The 19,276-nt window shown below is 64.5% G+C and carries 18 protein-coding genes; 9 read left to right on the top strand and 9 right to left on the bottom strand.

The features are described from left to right. Positions 1–5: 5 nt before the first annotated feature. Genes FBY20_RS22545 through FBY20_RS22530 form a run of 4 tightly spaced genes read left to right on the top strand, consistent with a single transcriptional unit; the run spans position 6 to position 6,296 of the window. Positions 6–2,060, top strand: a complete 2,055-nt coding sequence (locus FBY20_RS22545) for a type VI secretion system Vgr family protein (protein WP_142054703.1) — start codon at positions 6–8, stop codon at positions 2,058–2,060. Then, a complete protein-coding gene (locus FBY20_RS22540) occupies positions 2,023–2,925 on the top strand; it encodes a DUF4123 domain-containing protein (RefSeq protein WP_062840694.1) in 903 nt (300 codons plus the stop codon). The genes FBY20_RS22545 and FBY20_RS22540 overlap by 38 nt, the downstream gene beginning before the upstream one ends. Next, on the top strand, positions 2,922–5,255 hold the full coding sequence (locus tag FBY20_RS22535; protein ID WP_160144429.1) for a hypothetical protein: 2,334 nt from the start codon (positions 2,922–2,924) through the stop codon (positions 5,253–5,255). The genes FBY20_RS22540 and FBY20_RS22535 overlap by 4 nt, the downstream gene beginning before the upstream one ends. Before the next feature lie 18 nt (positions 5,256–5,273). Further along, positions 5,274–6,296, top strand: coding sequence for an SUMF1/EgtB/PvdO family nonheme iron enzyme (locus FBY20_RS22530; protein WP_142054699.1), 1,023 nt, complete (start codon positions 5,274–5,276; stop codon positions 6,294–6,296). Between the two features lie 22 nt (positions 6,297–6,318). Here the strand turns inward: FBY20_RS22530 and FBY20_RS22525 are convergent, their stop codons facing one another. From FBY20_RS22525 to FBY20_RS22500, 6 genes are all read right to left on the bottom strand, one after another. Then, positions 6,319–7,431 (bottom strand): NADH:flavin oxidoreductase/NADH oxidase, encoded by a 1,113-nt coding sequence (locus FBY20_RS22525; protein ID WP_063955467.1) that lies wholly within the window; start codon positions 7,429–7,431, stop codon positions 6,319–6,321. A gap of 95 nt (positions 7,432–7,526) precedes the next feature. After that, a complete protein-coding gene (gene ehuA, locus FBY20_RS22520; RefSeq protein ID WP_056324344.1) occupies positions 7,527–8,297 on the bottom strand; it encodes an ectoine/hydroxyectoine ABC transporter ATP-binding protein EhuA in 771 nt (256 codons plus the stop codon). After that, positions 8,294–8,965 carry an ectoine/hydroxyectoine ABC transporter permease subunit EhuD gene (gene ehuD, locus FBY20_RS22515; RefSeq protein ID WP_056324341.1) on the bottom strand — a complete coding sequence of 224 codons (672 nt, stop codon included), beginning with the start codon at positions 8,963–8,965 and terminating at the stop codon, positions 8,294–8,296. The genes ehuA and ehuD overlap by 4 nt, the downstream gene beginning before the upstream one ends. Further along, positions 8,962–9,615 carry an ectoine/hydroxyectoine ABC transporter permease subunit EhuC gene (gene ehuC, locus FBY20_RS22510; RefSeq protein ID WP_062840689.1) on the bottom strand — a complete coding sequence of 218 codons (654 nt, stop codon included), beginning with the start codon at positions 9,613–9,615 and terminating at the stop codon, positions 8,962–8,964. The genes ehuD and ehuC overlap by 4 nt, the downstream gene beginning before the upstream one ends. Before the next feature lie 9 nt (positions 9,616–9,624). Beyond that, positions 9,625–10,536 carry an ectoine/hydroxyectoine ABC transporter substrate-binding protein EhuB gene (gene ehuB / locus FBY20_RS22505; protein WP_142054697.1) on the bottom strand — a complete coding sequence of 304 codons (912 nt, stop codon included), beginning with the start codon at positions 10,534–10,536 and terminating at the stop codon, positions 9,625–9,627. A gap of 177 nt (positions 10,537–10,713) precedes the next feature. Beyond that, on the bottom strand, positions 10,714–11,868 hold the full coding sequence (locus FBY20_RS22500; RefSeq protein ID WP_063955464.1) for an ABC transporter substrate-binding protein: 1,155 nt from the start codon (positions 11,866–11,868) through the stop codon (positions 10,714–10,716). Between the two features lie 278 nt (positions 11,869–12,146). Here FBY20_RS22500 and FBY20_RS22495 point away from each other — a divergent pair, with 278 nt between their 5' ends. Both FBY20_RS22495 and FBY20_RS22490 read left to right on the top strand, forming a co-directional pair. Continuing rightward, positions 12,147–12,572 (top strand): OsmC family protein, encoded by a 426-nt coding sequence (locus FBY20_RS22495; protein ID WP_056324334.1) that lies wholly within the window; start codon positions 12,147–12,149, stop codon positions 12,570–12,572. Positions 12,573–12,701: 129 nt separating this feature from the next. Then, positions 12,702–13,991, top strand: coding sequence for an Nramp family divalent metal transporter (locus FBY20_RS22490; RefSeq protein WP_142054695.1), 1,290 nt, complete (start codon positions 12,702–12,704; stop codon positions 13,989–13,991). A 79-nt stretch (positions 13,992–14,070) separates the two neighbouring features. Here FBY20_RS22490 and FBY20_RS22485 read toward each other — a convergent pair whose 3' ends face one another. Together FBY20_RS22485 and FBY20_RS22480 are read right to left on the bottom strand one after the other, a co-directional pair. Then, a complete protein-coding gene (locus tag FBY20_RS22485) occupies positions 14,071–14,292 on the bottom strand; it encodes a hypothetical protein (protein ID WP_056324328.1) in 222 nt (73 codons plus the stop codon). Positions 14,293–14,464: 172 nt separating this feature from the next. Then, entirely contained in the window at positions 14,465–15,091 is a 627-nt protein-coding gene (locus FBY20_RS22480; RefSeq protein WP_142054692.1) for a TetR/AcrR family transcriptional regulator, read from the bottom strand. A 127-nt stretch (positions 15,092–15,218) separates the two neighbouring features. Here FBY20_RS22480 and FBY20_RS22475 point away from each other — a divergent pair, with 127 nt between their 5' ends. Then, positions 15,219–16,502, top strand: a complete 1,284-nt coding sequence (locus FBY20_RS22475) for an MFS transporter (RefSeq protein ID WP_142054690.1) — start codon at positions 15,219–15,221, stop codon at positions 16,500–16,502. 54 nt (positions 16,503–16,556) lie between these two features. On the opposite strand, the gene FBY20_RS22470 is transcribed toward FBY20_RS22475, so the two are convergent. Continuing rightward, positions 16,557–17,258 (bottom strand): GntR family transcriptional regulator, encoded by a 702-nt coding sequence (locus tag FBY20_RS22470; RefSeq protein ID WP_142054688.1) that lies wholly within the window; start codon positions 17,256–17,258, stop codon positions 16,557–16,559. A 127-nt stretch (positions 17,259–17,385) separates the two neighbouring features. Here FBY20_RS22470 and FBY20_RS22465 point away from each other — a divergent pair, with 127 nt between their 5' ends. Both FBY20_RS22465 and FBY20_RS22460 read left to right on the top strand, forming a co-directional pair. Next, positions 17,386–18,381: a tripartite tricarboxylate transporter substrate binding protein gene (locus FBY20_RS22465; RefSeq protein ID WP_142054686.1), complete on the top strand. Its 996-nt coding sequence runs from the start codon at positions 17,386–17,388 to the stop codon at positions 18,379–18,381. Between the two features lie 89 nt (positions 18,382–18,470). Continuing rightward, positions 18,471–19,271: an enoyl-CoA hydratase/isomerase family protein gene (locus FBY20_RS22460; protein WP_056324314.1), complete on the top strand. Its 801-nt coding sequence runs from the start codon at positions 18,471–18,473 to the stop codon at positions 19,269–19,271. Positions 19,272–19,276: the final 5 nt, after the last annotated feature.

The raw sequence follows: 19,276 nt of genomic DNA, 5'->3' as shown, positions 1-19,276 counted from the left end.
CAAGGATGGCCCACCAGAGTGACTTGCGCTTCACCTTCCGCGTGGTCGACGGGATGGAATTCGACGTCATCGAATTTACCCTGGACGAAGCGCTGTCCGAGACCTTCCGCCTTGAACTGGACCTGGCCAGCTCCGATCCCGCGGTCGACTTCGGCCAAGTGCTGGACCGGCCCGCGCTGTTCACACTGTGGCACGGCGAACAGCCGGTGCGCCACGTCCACGGCCTGGTCAGCGCGCTGGAACAGGGCGAGACTGGTTTCCGCCGCACCCGCTACCGTGCCGTCATCGAGCCCGAACTGGCACGGCTCAAACTGTCCTCGGATTGGCGCGTCTTCCAAACCCAGAGCGTCCCGGAGATCATCGAGGGTGCGCTCAAGCGCCATGGCATTCTCAACCATGGCTCGATCGTCACCAATCAGCACCTGCCCCGCGAGTACTGCGTGCAGGCTGGCGACACCGACTACCAATTCCTGGAGCGCATTGCACGCGAGGAAGGTTTCTACTACACCTTCCTGCATAACGCCGATGGCCACCGGCTGATTCACAGCGACCGGCTGGCCGTCCAGGGCAGCATCGGCGACGCCCCGGTGCTGTACAACCCCAACGCCGGCGGCGACGCGGCCGCCCCAGCGCTGCGCCGCTTTCGCTACGTCGAGAACGTACGCACCGCGCAACAAACCCAGCGCGACTACGTGTTCACCAACCCCGGCTACGACCAGCAACACAGCCTGCGCGGCCGTGACCTTGCGCAGGACGCTCGTCGGCCTTACGAGCGCTACGATTACCCCGGCCGCTACAAGAGAAACGAGGCTGGCAAACCCTTCACCGAGAACCGCTTGCGCGGCCACCGCCGCGACGCGCGCATTGCCCGGGTCGAAGGCGACGACCCACGGCTGCTACCCGGCATCTCCTTCGAGCTGGCAGGCCACCCCCGAGATGAGTGGAACAGCGCCTGGCGCCCGGTGCGCATCCAGCACCATGGCATCCAGCACACCAGCCAAGCCGAGGACGGCGCCGATTCCGAGCAGGGCACCCGCTACAGCTATGCTGCCGAACTGGTCACCGACTGCACCGAATGGCGCGCCGAGCCGCTACCCAAGCCGCGCATTGACGGCAGTCAGCCGGCCACCGTCGTCGGCCCGCCCGGCGAAGAGATTTACTGTGATGGATGGGGCCGGGTGAAGATTCAATTCCCCTGGGACCGCCTGGGCAACTTTGACGGCCAAAGCTCCTGCTGGGTACGTGCGGTGCAGAACTGGGCTGGCGCGGCATGGGGGCACATGGCCATCCCGCGCATCGGACAGGAGGTGTTGGTCAACTTCATGAATGGCGATCCCGACCAACCCATCATCGTTGGCCGCACCTACATGGCCACCCAGCCACCGCCCTACGACCTGCCCCGGCACAAGACCCGGATGACGATCAAAAGCCAGACCCACAAGGGCCAGGGCTTTAACGAGATGCGCTTCGAGGACGAGGCCGGGCTGGAAGAAATCTACTTCCATGCCCAGAAGGATCAGAACAACCACGTCAACAACGACGAAACCACCTTCATCGGGCATGACCGCGTGGAGCGCGTCGAAAACGACGAGACCATCCATATCACCGGCAACCGCGCCCTGAGCGTCGCCGGCACCGACACGACCCAGGTGCAGGCAACCTCGACGCTATTGGTGCAGGGGAAACGCACGGTAAATGCTCAAGCCGACGACGTCCTGCATGTCGGGGGGGACCAAACCACGAGCATAGGCGGCAGTTATCTCATCCGTGCCGGCAGACGCATGCAACTTAACGCGGGCGACGAACTCGTCCTTGATGGCGGCATCAGTCTCACCCTTCAGGCCGGGGGGCAGGCAATTCGCCTGGACCCAAGCGGAATCCACAGCAGCGTGCCCATCCGGTTAGGCGCCGCGCCGCGTCCGCTGACTTCATGGGACTCCGAACCCTTGACGCTAGCACCGCACGAGTACCTGCGCGCCGCGCAGGAAGGCGCACTGCTTGTTTCCCCAACCTGCGAGTTCGATGCTGATGGACGCTGCAAAATTCACCTACGCCACTGACCGGTTACCCGGGTTGATCCAGCAGGCGGAAATTCCGTTGCCGCCGGACCTGGATCGCCATTGTGTGCTTCTGGATGCCGCAATTGACAACAACTTGCTCGCATCCCTTTATGCGGAACGCGATGCCGAGGGGTGGGCGGTCGAGCCGCTCTTTCTGGGCACCCCGCTTCAACCTTTGAGCAACGTGGGACCACATCTCATCCAGACATGGCGCGGCAGCCGTGTCATCGGCGACATCCTCAGCCGCATGGAACACGAACCGATGGGCATCACCTTGTTCCCCAAGGACGGCGCAACCTGGGAGCAACTCTGCAATCACTGCCGAACATGGCTCAGCGTCACGGGAGAAGGTGAAAGGCCCATGCAGCTGCGCTGGTTTGACCCGCGCTGGACTCGCGCCTTGCTGACGGTGCTGACGCCGGTGCAACGCCAAGCCCTGGCCGGTCCGTGGCAGGCGTTGTCGTGGCACGACATGGGGCGCTGGAACCATTGGGCGTCTGACCCACTCGATGCCGAGGAAGAATGGACACGTCCCGTCTTCGACAAGGCACTGTTGGCCCACCTGGATGATGAACGCCGTTGGGATACCGCCGCCGCGCTGACGCTGGACTACGAGCAATGCTTTCCGCGCGGAGACAGTGATGCGGATCATCGATGGAGCTACCGGACACTAACGGATGCCGCCTGTTATGGCATCACGCAGCTCGCAAGGCTGGAACGCTGGTTTCGCCTTGCCTTGGTCCATGGCCAGGACTTCCATCGTCGCCATCCGCACGTCGAGTCCCTGCTGCGCGACGCTACCCGCCTGCAGTCGGAGCGCCTCTCCTTGCTGGAAGACCTCTTTGAAGAAGGAAAGGCCTCATGACAAGCGCCGCGACGCTCCCTCCCCCCAAACATGCCGACAGCGATCTCGACAGCAAGGCCGAATGCGCACCGCGGTGTTCGGAACCCATGGCCGACATCGTCCACATCACGGGCGAAGGCAACATCTACTACGTGCTGACGGAAAAACAGCAGGCTGCGCTTCGCAAGCAAATCGAAACAGTCGATGCGCTCATGAAGCGGTTCCGGGAAATAATCGCCGACGCCGTCAAGCCGACTCCTTGCGCCGCCTCCAGCGGAAAGGCAAGTGTAGACACCTGTCCCTGCCAGGGCTGCCGCAAGCTGCGTTGGGCCAGGCAAGCCGAAGCCGCGGGCTTGATGGCACTCGACGACATCACGCCAACAGCCGAGCTGGAAAGAATCGAATCCGCCGAAGACATCCGAGGGCGCCTGTCTCAGCTGCGCGAACAGCGCAAAGAATTTGCCGATATGTGCAATTGGTGGAACCGGGAACTCACCTGCAAGATTGGTCAGCACATGCCGACAGCCATCGATGGCATCATCGCCGACCTCGAAAAACAACTGCCTGCCGCCGTCAAAGACACCGAAACCACCGCCAGCGCCACCATGCCATCGGTTTCGGAAGGTGGCCGAGAGCAGCGGCAACGTCAAGTCACCGTCGCCGCCGACAGAAACGGCATCGTCGAAATCATCGTCGTCAGCCGTCCCGACAAGCACTACTACATCCCGCAGCGCTACCTCGCCGTGCTTCGCGAGCACTTCCGCGTGGATGTCAGCGTGCTTAATGCGAAATCCCCGCTAAACGACGACGACTTGCGGATTCGCGGCAAGCAGCTGATCACCCGAATCCGCGAACGGGTGGCCCGCGGGCTGAACGAAGACAGCGCCAAACCGCTTGGCAACCTGGAAGCCAAGCTTGTGACATGGACTGCCAAGGACGACTGCGCGCTCAATGCGTTGCACTATGAAGCGATCAACTTGAGCTCGAACAAGCACGACAGCGCCCCTTACGCTGCCAACGCAGAAGCGCATTTGCTGCGATTTGCCGCGCAGGCCAGTGTGGGGTTCACGGGCTTTGACCCCAAGAACGGGGAGATATCCGTTGGCATGAAGGCGCAGGCAAGCTTTTCGCTTGCCGAGGGCAAGATCAGCCTGGAGCGATACCTTCCCAGCCAAGGCGGATACGATTGCTTCTTTGCCTATCGCAATGCCGACCGTCAAATGATTTACCACCGCTTCGGCGCCTTCCGCATCAAGGGCGCGCTGGAGCTGAGCTGCTTTGTCGGGGCAGTGGCATCGGGGTCCGCAACCGCGGGCGTCAAGTGGAAAAGCAGCCCCGCGGGTGGCAGCGCCCTGCTGACATCGCCTGAGCTCAGCAGCCGCGGCGGTGCGGTCAGACTGCAGGGAAGCGCCTTCGCCGGCGCACAAGCGGGCGGTTCATTGATGGGTGCATTTGAATGGATGTCCCCCGAAAACCAGCATCACCCTGACGCCACCTGGCAGGCGTTGCTTGAGGTAAAGGGCGAAGGCAACGTGGCCTTCGGCGCGGGCGCGGAGCTGGACTTCAAAATCGTGATGACCGGCCTTCGGCTGTATTTCCACGTCAAGGCGCAGGTGGTGCTCGGGCCTGGCGCAGCAGGCGGCTTCGCGACCATGGTCAACCTGGAACACATCGGCAACCTCATCATGGTGGTCTACCGCAACCTGAGCAGCATCGATTATCGGCACCTTCTGAGCATTGATGAGAAAGCCTTTACGTTGTTCGCTCAAGTCGTGATGAAGACGTTGAGCACCCCCGGCGCCACCATCGAATCGATACTCAAGGGAGGGCTACGGTCGATCGAAGAATGGTGGGCCAACCGAAATAGACGTATCGGCGCAGCCCAGGGACTCGCCAAGCGCATTCTCGAAGGCAAACCCCTGGAAGTTCATGGTCAAAGTATTGCCCTCAATGAACTCCCGCCCGAGGTCATGGGGCCGGCGATCTACCTATTGGGGGTCGACTATGTGCTGACCTACAGCGAGGACCGCGAACGAGCAATCATCAAGTTGCTGCGCGCCGTGCGGACCTGGCGGCACTTCTACTTGACGCTGGAGCGCGTGAACGAAAGTGGAACGCGCGAATCGGCCGAGGATGGACTCAAACACATCAGAAGCTTCCTGAATGATCAGCAGACAAGGGAGTTTACGCGGTTCCTTGATGCGCTGGCTGCTTCCCCCGGTCAAGCCCCGGTCAACACCCAGTTGGCGATGTCGCCCTGGAATCCTGTCCTTCCTCATAACAAACATCAAGTGCTGGTGACGGCGCACAACAAAGAACTTCTTCGCCGTGGCTCAAGCATGAAAGCCTGAACTTAGGGAATTTTATCGATGCACCGTCTTCTATTGCCCGTAGCAGGGGCGTTCGCCCTGAGCGCCTGTCACGCCCCCCCTGTCGACAGCCAGAGCCTGTCCGCGACTCACGTCGCCGCCATCGCCAAGCGCATCGAACAGCGCTACCACCAGCATCCTGCCCAAGAGCGCCTGGCCTTGCTCAAGCAGGTCGTCACCGCCATCGACAACATGGTCTTTATCGAAGGCGGCACCTTTGAGATGGGCGATTTTGGCTGGGTGAGCGAATACGACCCCACCAACATGTGCGAATGGCCATGCGGGCAGGAGCTCGACGCGTTGTTGCCGCTGGTGCCCGAATCCGATGCCCGCCCCTTGCACAAGGTCCGCCTCGACAGCTTCTACATGGCCAAGTACCACACCACCATCGGCGAGGATGATCGCTATCGTCTGATGAATGGTAAGCCCCTGTACCGCTCGGAACTCACTGACGAGGAGAGAGCCCTCGGCTTGACCATCCCGTATCGCATCAGCGAGGCCCGCCAGTTCAAACCTGATTTTCCAGCGCGCAGCCAATGGCAAGACGGCAAGGACTACTGCCTGTGGCTGGGCGAGATGAGCGGCCTGCCCGTGGACCTGCCCACCGAAGCGCAATACGAGTATGCCGCCCGCTCCGGCGGCCGATATGTCGTCTATCCCACCGACACCGGCAGCCTGGACTATGGCCGAAATGTGCACAGCACGGAGTTCGGCACCTTCCGTTTGGTCGACGTCGGTTCATTCCCCCCGAACCCGATTGGCCTTTACGAAATGGGAGAGAATGCCAGATCATGGGTGAACGACTGGTACGACCCCCAGTACTACCAGCACTCGCCGGTCGACAATCCGCGCGGCCCGGAAAGCGGCACAGAGAAAGTCATGCGGGGTGGCATCTATTACGAAACCACTCAGTTCTCTGCCATGACCACGTTCCGCTTTCCTGAGACGCCGACAATGAAAGACTACTACGCCGGCATCAGTTATCGCTGTTCCGTCCAGCAAGCCGAGCCATTGAAAAAATGAAGCTCGCGATGCCCTATCGGCGCTAGCGCTGGCCGAAGCGCGTCTCGCCGAACAACGCCTTCAACTCGCGCGGCTGCGACCGCCAGTATTGCTTTGGCGCGCTGACCTGGCCGCCCAGCTGGGCGGCCGCGTGCCACGGCCAGCGGGGGTCGTAAAGCATGCCGCGCGCCAGCGCGACCATGTCGGCCTGGCCCTGGGCAATGATGTCCTCGGCCTGCTGGGCCTCGGTGATCAGGCCCACCGTGATCGTAGGCATGCCGATCCGGCGCTTGATTTCCTCGGCGAAGGGAACCTGGTAGTTCGGCCCGACCGGGATCTTCTGCTGCGGCGACACGCCGCCGCTCGAGACGTCGATGAACTCACAGCCGCGCGCCTTCAGCGCTTCGGCGAAGGTCAACGTCTGTTCCAGGTCCCAGCCGCCCTCGACCCAGTCGGTCGCGGACACGCGCACACCCAGCGCCACCGATTGCGGCACGATCTCGCGCAGGGCCTGGAAGACTTCCAGCGGAAAGCGCATGCGGTTCTCCAGCGATCCGCCGTAGGCGTCGTCGCGCTGATTCGACAGCGGCGACAGGAACTGGTGCAGCAGATAGCCATGCGCGGCATGCACTTCGATGGCGTCAAAGCCCAGGCGTAGCGCGCGCCGGGCGCTGTCGACGAACGCATGGCGGATGCGCTCAAGGCCCGCCGCGTCCAGCGCATGCGGCGCGGGCTCGTGGGCGTTGTGCGGCACGGCGGACGGCGCCCATCCCTGCCAGCCGCCAGCGCTTTCGGGCACCAGCTGGCCGCCGTTCCAAGGCGCGTCGCTGGAAGCCTTGCGGCCGGCATGGCCCAGCTGGATGCCCAGCTTGATGGGCGAGTAACGGCGCACGGCGGCAACCACCTTGCCCAGCGCGGCTTCGGTCTCGTCGGACCACAGGCCCAGGTCTCCGGGAGAGATGCGGCCGTCGGCCTCGACCGCGGTAGCCTCGGTAAAGAGCAGCGCGGCGCCCGACAGCGCCAGGTGCCCCAGGTGAATCATGTGCCAATCCGTGGCGCAGCCCGCTTCGGCGGAGTATTCGCACATGGGTGCGATGACGATGCGATTGGCTAAGGCGACATTGCCGATTGACGTGGGGCTGAACAGATGGCTCATGCGGGCAGGCTCCGGGTGCGTTGGACGACACAGCATAGCGCCCGGCCGGGCAAACGCCGTCAATCCCAACGCCCCCGGCAGGGTTACCCCAGCGCCTACTGCCCTTCGATCACCGAATCCAGGAACTGGCGCGTGCGCGCCTCCTTGGGTTGGCTGAACAGCACGGACGACTCGGCATCCTCGACGATGTTGCCCTGATCGAAGAACAGTGTGCGGTCCGAGCTGCGTTCGGCGAACTTCATCTGGTGAGTGACGATGATCATCGTCATGCTGCGGCGGGCGGACAGGTCGCGCAGGATCTGCAGGATGCCGCCGACCAGCTCGGGGTCGAGCGCGGACGTGACTTCATCGAACAGCATCACCTGCGGGCACATCGCCAGCGCGCGCGCGATGCCCACCCGCTGCTTCTGCCCGCCCGACAGCTGCGCGGGATAAACGTCGAGCTTGTCGCCCAAGCCCACCATTTCCAGATACTCGACGGCGCGATCGCGCGCCTGGTCGCGCGGCATGCCCAGCACGTGCAGCGGCGCTTCCATGGCGTTGCCCAGCGCCGTCATGTGCGGGAACAGGTTGAAGTGCTGAAACACCATGCCGATCTTGCCGCGCACCTGGCGCAAGTGCGCGGAGTTGACGCCGGCAGGCCGGCCCTGGGCATCGGTCCACATCGGCTCGCCATCGATCTCGATGTCGCCGCTGGTGGGCGGATCCAGCGTCATCAGCACGCGCAGCAACGTGGACTTGCCCGAACCCGACGGGCCGATGACAGCCACGGTCTGCCCCGCCGGGATCTCGAGGTTGATGCCTCGCAGGACTTCCACGTCTCCAAAACGCTTGTGCAGATTCTTGATGCTCACGCTGGCGCTCATCGCTTTCCTCCATATCGTTGCAGGCGGGCCTCCAGGCCGCGCACGCCCCAGGCCGCGACCAGGCTCAGCGCCAGGAACAGCAGGCCCACCAGGGTCAGGGGTTCGGTGTACCGGAACGTCGCGGATCCGATCATCTTGCTTTGCTGCAGCAGCTCGACCACGGTGATGGCCGACAGCAGCGGCGTGTCCTTGAACATCGCCACCAGGTAGTTGCCCAGCGCGGGCACCACCGGCGGGATCGCCTGCGGCAACACCACGCCCACCGCCGTGCGCCAGCGCGACATGTTCAGGGCCGTGGCCGCTTCCCACTGGCCGCGTGGCACGGCTTCAATGCCGGCGCGGTAAACCTCGGCGCAATAGGTGGCGTAGTGCAGGCCCAGCGCCACGATCCCCGTCATGAGCGGCGACATCTGCGCGCCGGTCAGCGGCAAGACATAGAACAGGAAATACATCTGCACCAGCAGCGGCGTGCTGCGCACGAACTCGATGAAAAACGCCGTGGGCATCGACACGATGCGCAGTCGCGACCGCCGGAGCATGGCAAGCACCAGCCCCAACGTCACCGCCACCAGCATGCCGAGCACGGTGGCCTGGATCGTGATGACGAGCGCCGACCCCAGCGTGGGCAGGATTTCCAGGGCGAAAGACCAGTCAAATATCGGTGTCATCGGACTCGGACCCTCCGCTCAAGCAGACGCACGCCCGCGGTGATCAACAGGGCCACGGCAAAGTACATCAGCAGCATCAGCGTGAAGATCTCGGTCGTGCGCAGGGTTTCGCTGCGCAGCAGCTGGCCGCGGAACGTCAGGTCGGTGATGGTGATCAGCGACACCAGGGCCGTGTTCTTCAGGAGTTCGATCAGCAGGTTGCCGGCGGGCGGCAGCATGGCCGGCACGGCTTGCGGCAGCACGATGCGCTGCATGATCTGACGGCGCGTGAGGTTCAACGCCACGCCGGCTTCACGCTGCCCCGGCGGCACGGCCCGGATGGCGCCGCGCACCACTTCCGCCCCATAGGCGCCCGCATTCAGCGCCAGCACCACGATGCCGACCAGCATGGCCGGCAGCTGCACGCCAAAGAGCGGCAGCACGAAGTAGAACCAGAAGAGCTGCACCAGGGCCGACGTGCCGCGAAAGACCTCGACGTAGATCGACGCCGCCCAACGCACTGGCCGCAGGGACGACAAGCGGCCCAGCCCCGACAGCAGCGCAAGCGGCACCGCCAGGACCACGGCGCCCGCCATGATCTGCAGCGTGACGACCAGCCCCTCGAGCAGGGGCGGCACAAGCTGCGCGATATGTTCAGACATCAACTGCATCGGCGCCCCTTACTGTCCGCTGCAGAGCTTGTCCGCGGTCACCCCTTGGGGGAGTTCGTCGGCTGTAAAGCCGAACGGCTCGACGAGCTTCTTGTGTTCGTCGGTGCCGATGAACTTGGCGAGCTCGGCGTTGAAGGCGTCCGCGAAGGCCTTGTCGTCCGTGCGGAAGGCATAGGCGCCGTAACCTCGCACGCCCTTGCCGTCGATGACCGGGTCCGTGAACGGCTCGGCCTTTTCCAGCCCGCTGCCCGCCTGCGTCTTGCCCATCAGGTCGTTGATGGTGAGCGCGGTCGCGGCATAGGCATCGGCGCGGCCGGCCTGCACCCCGGAAAGCGCGCTGACCGCATCCGGAAACACGACCACCTGCCCTGCCGGGATGTTGACCTTCTGCGCGTAATCGCCCTCGATGGCGCCCACCACCACGCCAAGCTTGGCGTCTGGGTTTTTGGCCACGTCTTCGTAACTGTGCAGGTTCTTGGGATTTCCGTCCTTGACGAGGAACGCTTCGCCCACGCCATAGGTGGGGTTGGAGAACGCCACCTGCTGGCAGCGCTCGGGCGTGATGTACATGCCCGCCGCAATGATGTCGAAGCGCTTGGCCGCCAGCCCCGGGATGAGCGAACCGAATTCGGTCAGGACCCCTTCCACCTCGTTGATGCCCATGCGCTTGAGCACCACGCGGGCGATTTCCACCGACTCGCCGGTGACCTTGGCCTCTTTGCTGTCCATGTAGGCAAACGGCGCCTCATTGGCGTAGCCGATACGGATCTTTCCGGCCGACTTGGCGGCTTCCAGTGTGCTGGCGCTGCTGGCTGGCGCATCGCCTGCTGCCGCGGTCTTGTCGCCGCCCGAGTCCGAACACGCCGCGAGAACGCCCAGGCCAAGGGCCAACAGCAGTCGTCTGGATCGGATGAGGTTCATGAATCTTTCTCCCGAATTTATTTCTAGGTACATGGCTTCGCTAAAAATAATACGCTAAGAAATGATTTCTACACGAATGATATAGACGTGAAAAAGCAGGCCTAAGCCTGCTTTTGACGTTCGTTGCCCTATGACGCGTTAGGACACGTTACGAACGGTAGATAGATATGGCACCGTTTATTGGGCGTAGGAAAAGCGTCCATTCTTGACCGTGCCCATCACCCGGGCGCGCTCATCGAATCCCTGGTGGTTTTCCTTGGTGATGTTCAAGACGCCATTGGGAACGACCAGGTCACGGGTGTTTTCCAGCGCGTCGCGCAGCGCCAGTCGGAACTCTGGTGTGCCAGGCTTGGCGCCCGTCTTGAGCGCCCGAGCCACCGCCGAATCCAGCAGCATCCAGGCGCCATAGGCGTCCCCGGCGAACTGGGTCAGCGTATGCGGGCCGTATTGCTGCTCGTACTTGTCCGCAAAGGCCACCGCCACCTTCTTGACCGGGTTGGAATCGGGCAACTCGCGCGCCACCACACCCGGGCCGGTGGGGAACAGCGTCCCCTCCACGTCCTTGCCGCCGACCTGCAGGAATTCAAGCGTGCCGATGCCGTGCGTCTGGTAGACGGCGCCGGTGTAGCCGCGTTCGAGCAGCGTCTTCTGGGGCAGCGCGGCCGGCGTGCCCGAACCGGCGATCAGCACTGCGTCCGGCTTGGCGGCAATGACCTTGAGCACCTGGCCGACCACCGACGCGTCGGTGCGCTGGAAGCGCTCTTGGGCGACGAGTTTCAGATCGGACCCGGCCGCGGCCGTGAACTCCTTCAGCCAGCTGTCGCCATACGAATCGGCAAAGCCGATGAAGGCCACGTTCTTCAGGCCCTTCTTCTTCATGTCTTCGACCAGCACCGTGGCCATCAGCGAGTCGTTCTGCGGCATCTTGAAGGCCCAGGTGCGCTTGGGATCCGACTGCGGTTCCACGATGACGCTGGACGCGGCCAGCGCGATCATCGGCGTCTTGGTTTCGGCCAGCACGTCCAGGGCGGCCAGCGCGGAAGCTGTGATGTTGGGGCCGACGATGGCGTCCACCTTGTCCTCGGAGGTCAGCTTGCGCATGTTCTTGACCGCCCGGCTGACGTCCGTGCCGTCGTCCAGCACCACGTAACGCGCGGGTTCGCCGCCCAACGTGTTGGGCCACAGGCGGATCGCGTTGTTGGTCTGGATGCCGATGGCGGCGGCGGGGCCCGTGGTGGACACGTCCACGCCGATCACGATTTCGGCTTGGGCGGACAGGGCGGGGACGGCCAGCGCGACGGCGCAGGCGTAGCGGGCAAGGATGCGAGGCATGACTACGGCTCTTGGATGGGAGTGAAGGAGATGCCGCTATTTTGCCTGATGCGCCAGCGGCGGTTGTTGACGTGGCCAACCCTTGTTGGAGGTGAATGCCCCGCCAGGCCATCGTTACATCGGCTTGCCGTTGCGTACCGGTCTCTTACGCGATGGGCGGGGTGGCGGGCCGTATCATCGACGATGCCGCCTGAGGCAAGGCGCGCCGCCCCCGCGGCGGTGCCTCTCCCCACCCCGGACGCGCCGCACGCGGCTGCGTTCCCACACAGGAGTCACGTATGAAGAAAACCGCAACCGCCGCCTGGTCGGGCGATCTGAAGACTGGCAAAGGCACGATTTCCACGCAGAGCGGCGCGCTCAAGAGCCAACCCTACGGCTTTAACACCCGCTTCGGCGACACGCCGGGCACCAACCCCGAAGAACTGCTGGGCGCGGCGCACGCCGGGTGCTTCACCATGGCGCTGTCCAACATCCTGGGCGAAGCGGGCATGGTCGCGCAAAGCCTGGACACCAAGGCCGAAGTCACGCTGGACAAGGTCGATGACGGCTTTTCCATCACCGCCGTGCATCTGACCGTGGAGGCCGTCATTCCCGGCGCTTCCGCCCAGGCGTTCGAGGAAGCCGCCCGCAAGGCCGAAAAGGGCTGCCCGGTTTCCAAGGTGCTGAACGCCAAGATCTCGATGGACGCCAAGCTGAAGTCCTGACCGGCGCGAGGGTAATCCGGCTCCTGACGGGGCCGGATCATTGGCCCGCCCTATCCCGAGCGTGGCCAAAATCAATTTGACGGTGCAGGTGCGCTCCTGAAAAATGAGAACCATTCTCAGGAGCAGCACATGACCGGATTCATCTACGCAATATCAGGCGGCAATGCCGCCCTGGCGCAGGACGCGCGGGTTTCCGCGAACCTGCGCCGCATGGTCGGGTCGGGCATCCTGGTCGCCGTCGGCTACATCGATCCGGGCAACTGGGCGACCGACATCGCCGGCGGCAGCGGCTTTGGCTACGGCCTGCTGATGGTCGTCATCACGTCGGCCTTTCTGGCGCTGGGTTTTCAGGTGCTGGTGTCGCGCCTGGCGCTTGCCACGGGTCAGGATTTGGCCACCCTCACCGCCCGCCACCTTTCCCCGCGTTTGGCCAAGGCAGCCTGGCTGGCCGGCGAGGCCGCCATTCTGGCGACCGCGTTGGCCGAACTGATCGGCGGCGCGATCGCGCTGCGGCTGCTGTTCGGACTGCCGCTCATCGCGGGCGTCGCGGTGACGGGGATCGGCACCTTTGCCGTGCTGGCGATGACGCGCGGCAATGCCGACCGGCATGAACGCGTGATCGCCCTGCTGTTGTCCGTGGTCGCGCTGTCGTTTGTGTTCCTGCTGTTCAAGGCCAATCCGGCCTGGAAGGAAGTGGCGCATGGCGTCACCGAGACCGGCCGCGCGCTGCGCGATCCGCAAGGCTTTTTGATCGCGCTGGGGATTCTGGGCGCGACCCTCATGCCGCACAACCTCTATCTGCATTCGGGCTCGCTTGCGCAGCGGGCGCGGGACCTGCCGCCGCAGGCGCTGGGCATGGCGATGCGCGTGGCGCGCAACGACACGATCATGTCGCTGGGCGTGGCCATGCTCATCAATTCGGCCATCATGATCGTGGCCGCCGCCTCGCTGTCCGGATCCGGCATGACGGTGTCCAGTCTGGACGATGCGCATGCGGTGATCGGCCACACGCTCGGCATCGGGGCGGCAGTCGTGTTTGCCGTGGCGCTGTACGCCGCGGGCCAAAGCTCCACCATCACGGGCGTGTTGGCCGGACGCATCCTGTCCAAGGGATTCCAGGTCGGCAGCAACTGGTCCGACCGCCGCCGCGCATTGATGACGCGCTTGGTGGCGGGCGCTGCCGCCGTCGGCCTGCTGGCGTTCACGGGCGGCAACGATCCGGACGGGTTGCTGGTGCTGAGCCAGGTCATCCTGAGCCTTGCCCTGCCCTTCGCGCTGGGTCCGCTGGTCGTGCTGGCCTGCCGCAAGAGCCTGATGGGCCGCTACGTGCTGAAAGGCGCGTGGGCCTGGGCCGCCATCGGCGCCACCGTGGGCATCATCGTGCTGGACGCCTATCTGCTGCTGGATATCGTGGCCTGATGGGGCCAGCGCCGCCTGCCAGCGGCAGGCAAAAAAAAACGCCAGCGATCAAAGCTGGCGTTTTTTCTGGCGGGGTGCTTCAGTGGTACGCGGACACGACCGGGTGTTGACGGCGGCCGGCGTCCATATTGTGCAGGACCTCGCCGACAGCGCCGCCCAGTGCAGCCATGCGCAGCTTCAGGCGCAACCAGCGCGAGCGTGCGGTGGGACCGGACAGGGTTTCCGCCTTGATGGCCTCGCGGATCAGGGACCGCTCCAGCGCATCCGACATACGGGCATTTTTCAACGCGGTATCGCTCATGATTCTCTCCTTGAGAAAGCGCGATGTGGAACAACGTGAATCCATCTTAGATCCGCGTATGCTGCGTTGCAATAAAAACCACAAACATTTTTTTCCGCGTTGCGCAATGGGTACAAACACCACCACAACGGTGCATGCCGCACGCGGTTACGCACCGTGATTGTGCGACGCCCTAGGCCGTTCGGCCGGGCAGGTGCGCCTGAATCAGCTTGTCGGCCATCGAAGCCACCCGCCCGGCGGGCCCACCCGCCCCGAAAAGCTGGCTCGAGACGAACGCGCCTTCGATCAATAGCAGCAGTCCATCGGCCAGGGCTTCGGGATCTTCCGCGCCCATCCCGGCGGCCATGGCGTTCAGCCGGCGGCGCAATTCGCGTTTGTGTTCCACGGCCACGGCGCGGGCCGGATGATTGGGTTCGGGGTATTCGACCGCGGCGTTCGTCAGCCCGCATCCCCGGTAGCCGTTCTGCACCGCACGTCCTGCCATGCCTGTCAGGTAGTCGAGCAATTGGGCGCGCGGATCTCCCGGATGGGCGGCGCACGCGGCGTCAAAGCGCGCCCAGAATTCGGCGTCGTAATCGCGCAGGTACGCAGCCGCCAATTCGTCCTTCGAGGAAAAACTGCGGTACAGGCTGGGTTTCGTCACGCCAGCCTGGTTGACGATGGCGTCCACGCCCACGGCGCGGATGCCGTCGCGGTAGAACATCTCGCGCGCGGTCTTACGGATGCGGTCGGCCGCCAGCAGCGGCTTGGATGGAGTGGCGCCCGGTGCGGCGGACGTGGGGGAACTCTTGCTGGCCATACGAGGCTCCTTTTCTGCGAAACAGCGCGAGCGGCCATCTTCGAAAACAGGGTCGCCAAAAATCGCTTGACGATGTTACTGACCGGTACGTACTATCCGCAAACCTCAATACGTACCGGTCAGTAACATGAGTATAGCCCAGCCTCCATTCCCCTTCCGCCGCGCCGGTCAGAAGTACGCGTTCGTGGTGGTTGCCGTGATTTTCCTGTCGCTGCTGGTCGCGGCCGGCCTGCGATCTTCGCCCAGTGTGCTGCTGGTGCCGCTGGAGGAAACGTTCGGATGGAGCCGAAGTTCGATCTCGTTTGCCGCCGCGCTGGGCATTTTTCTGTACGGACTGGTCGGCCCCTTCGCAGCCGCGGCGATGGAGCGCTTTGGATTGCGGCGCGTGCTGATCACGGCGCTGATCCTGATGTCGGCTTCCAGCGCCGTCAGCGCCTACATGACCGAACCCTGGCATCTGATCATGACCTGGGGCGTGTTCTCGGGCATCAGTTCGGGCGCCGTGGCGATCGTGATGGGCGCGACCGTGGTCAACCGCTGGTTCGTCAAGCACCGCGGACTGATGATGGGCCTTCTGACCGCCAGCGCTGCCACCGGCACGCTGGTGTTCCTGCCGGTGCTGGCCGCGCTGGCCTCGTCGGGCGACTGGACGCGCGTGGTCTGGACGGTGGCCGGCGCCGCGGCCGCGCTCGTGCCGCTGGCCTGGTGGCTGGTGCCCGACCGCCCGTCCAGCGTGGGTCTCGTGCCCTTTGGCAGCGATCCGCACGCGACGCCCGCCCCCGCCGCGCCGCGCACCGGCATGGTGGCCGCCACCTTCGGCACGCTGGCGCGCGCGGCCCGCACGCGCACGTTCTGGTATTTGTTCGCCACCTTTTTCGTGTGCGGGTTCACGACCAATGGCCTGGTGGGCACGCACCTGATCGCACTTTGCGGCGACCACGGCATGCCCGAAGTGCAGGCGGCCGGCTTGCTGGCCATGATGGGCGTCTTCGACCTGCTTGGGACCACGGCCTCCGGCTGGCTGACCGACCGCTACGACCCGCGCAAGCTGCTCTTCGTGTACTACGCGCTGCGCGGCCTGTCGCTGATGTACCTGCCCTATTCCGATTTCTCGTTCTACAGCCTGTCGATCTTCGCGATCTTTTTTGGTCTGGACTGGATTGCCACGGTGCCGCCCACGTTGCGCCTGACGACGGAAGCCTTCGGCGAACGCGACGCCTCGATCGTCTTCGGGTGGATCGTGGCGGGCCACCAGATGGGCGCGGCAAGCGCCGCCTGGATGGCGGGCGCGCTGCGCGAAGCCCAGGGCAGCTACCTGATGGCTTTTGTGATCTCGGGCTCGACCGGCATCATCGCCGCCGTGCTGGCGCTCATGATCGGCAGAAAGCGCGTCGTGGCGCAACCTGCCTGAACTCGCTCTTGCGCTTGCAGGCAGGCGCCTGCATGCGGACGGGCCACCCTGCCCTCAGGCCGCGCCGCCGGTGCGCCCGCGCAGGTTATAGGCTTTCTTGCCGCCCACGTGTTTGCGGATGAGGGCTTCGGCGCGTTCGCCTTCCCGCGCCATCAACGCCTGCACAAAGGCCTCATGGTCGGCCACCGCCGTCGTCCATTCGTCCAGGTCGAAATTGGATTTGTAGCGCAGCGCCTGCACCTGCAGGTTCAGCCGGTCGTAGGAGTGTGACAACGCCGGGTTGTGCGCGGCGCGATTGATCGCGATGTGCGTGCCCATGCTGGCCGCAAAATACGCGCGGATGTCCCGTTTTTCATAGTTTTCAAGCATCTGCGCATGCAGCCGCCCGATCTGCGCCAGCTCCGCGTCGGACGCGCGCTCGGCGGCGCTGCGCACCGCCAGCCCTTCCAGCACCGACAGCACATCGAAGATGTTCTCGATGTCCTCGGCGGACAGCTCGATCACCATTGCGCCGCGCTTGGGCTGCAGCGTCACCAGGCCATCCGAGGCCAGCATCCGGTACGCCTCGCGCAGCGGCGTGCGCGAAATCTTCAGTTGATCGCACAGATCCCGTTCGTTCAGCCACGTGCCGGGCTTGAGCGTGCCATCGATGATGAGCTGGCGCAGCCGTTCCGCCACGACCGCCGGCAGTGTGGGATGGTGAATGGCCAAATCGGGGACGGACACATCGGCAATCAAGGGTTCAGGGTTAGCCATGGGTTGTTCATGCTCGCAACATCGACTATTTTTGTATCTGGTATACCAAACACCAAAGGCATACCAACCTGACCCAATCATAGAGCAAGCAGCCCCTGGGCAGGACTCATCCACCAAAGGAGACCCTATGAACAAGCATGCTCGCGCCTTGACAGGCGTATTGATGCTGGCCGCCGGCCTGGCGGCGGCCACCCCCGCCGTGGCGCAGGACCCGGTCAAGTGGCCGGAACGTCCCATCCGGCTGGTCGTCGGCTTCGTGCCCGGCGGCGGCACCGACGTGTCTGCCCGCATCCTGTCGGCGCGCCTGTCCACCCTGCTGGGCCAGCAGGTCGTGGTCGAAAACAAGCCGGGGGCTTCCGGCCTGATTGCGGCCGACTATGTGGTCAAGGCGGATCCGGACGGCTACACACTGCTGCTGGCCAATATGCAGTCCACCGTGGCCGCGCCTTACGTCGTCCAGTCCAACATCGATCCCAACAAGGATTTCACGGCGGTGCGGTACATCGGGTCGGTGCCGAACGTGCTGGTCGTCAATCCCGCCAAGCACGCGTACACCACGGTGCAGAACCTGGTGGACGACGCCCGCGCCAAGCCCAAGCAACTCTTGTACGCGTCGTCCGGCATGGGCAGCCCGCAGCATCTGAGCGCCGCGCGCTTCTCGCAGATTGCCGGGGTGCAGATGGAGCACGTGCCGTACAAGGGCAGCGGCCAGGCCATGACCGACCTGCTGGGCGGCAGCGTGGACCTGAACTTCGACACGCTGCCGGGCGCGATCAACCAGATCCAGGCCGGCAAGCTGCGGCCGCTGGCCGTGACCAGTGCGCAGCGCAGCAAGCGGCTGCCCGATGTGCCGACGCTGGCCGAATCCGGCATCAAGGGCCTGGACGTCGTGCAGTGGTACGCGGTCCTGGCTCCGGCCAAGCTGCCCCACCCGATCATGGAAAAGCTCGACCGGGCGCTTGCCCAGACGCTGGCCGACCCCGAGGTCGCCGCCAAGCTCGCCGACCAGGGCATGGACCTGGGCGGCGGTCCGCAATCCCCCGCCGCCTTCGCCTCGTACGTGCGGGACGAATGGAGCAAGTACGGCAAGCTCACCGCAAGCCTGGGCCTGACGAAGCAGTAAGGCCCGCAAAAAGCCCCGCAGTAAGCCCCAACAACGGGCACGACTCACCTGGCGGGGGACGCTCCCCCCGCGCATGCAAAAGGAATCCCATGACCGCTACTTCCACCCCGGGCTCCTCGCCCATCCTGCTGCACCGCGACGGCGACATCGCAACCGTGGTGCTGAACCGGCCGGAAAAGCTCAACGCCTTCACCATCGACGGCTGGCGCCTGCTGGGCGACACCTTTCTCGAATTGGACCGTGACGACGGCGTGCGCTGCGTGCTGCTGCGCGGCGCGGGCGAGAAGGCATTTTCGCCGGGCAACGATATCGGAGAGTTCGAGACGGCCCGCAGCAACAAGCGGCAGGCCGTGGAGTACGGCGCCGTCATGCGCCGCACGATCGAGGCGATCGGCGGGTGCCGCCACCCCGTGGTGGCGCAGATCCATGGCATCTGCGTGGGCGGCGGGCTGGAGATCGCCAGCCTGGCCGACGTGCGCATCTGCGGGGAAAGCTCGCGGTTCGGCGTGCCCATCAAGAATCTGGGGCTGGTGATGTCGTATTCGGAACTGGCCCCGCTGGTTCGACTGGTCGGTCCCACCGTGGCGCTGCAGGTGCTGCTGGAAGGCAACATCTTCGACGCCGCCGAGGCCTTGCGCCTGGGTGTGGTCTCGCGCGTGGTGGCCGATGACCAGGTGGCGGCCGACGCCCAGGCAACGGCCCGCCGGATCGCGGACGGCGCGCCGCTGGTGGCCCGCTGGCACAAGAAGTTCGTGCGCAACCTGGTGCAAGGCAAGGCGCTGACCGATGCCGACCGCGACGAAGCTTTCGACTGCTTCGACACCGAGGATTTCCGCGCCGGCTACCGCGCCTTCCTGGCCAAGGCCAAACCGCAATTCAGCGGCCGCTGAACGAA

This window comes from Achromobacter sp. SLBN-14, from assembly GCF_006715415.1.
Lineage (GTDB): Bacteria > Pseudomonadota > Gammaproteobacteria > Burkholderiales > Burkholderiaceae_B > Achromobacter > Achromobacter mucicolens.
Note: the sequence above shows the minus strand (reverse complement) of the source record. Positions and strands in the feature narration are given on the sequence as shown.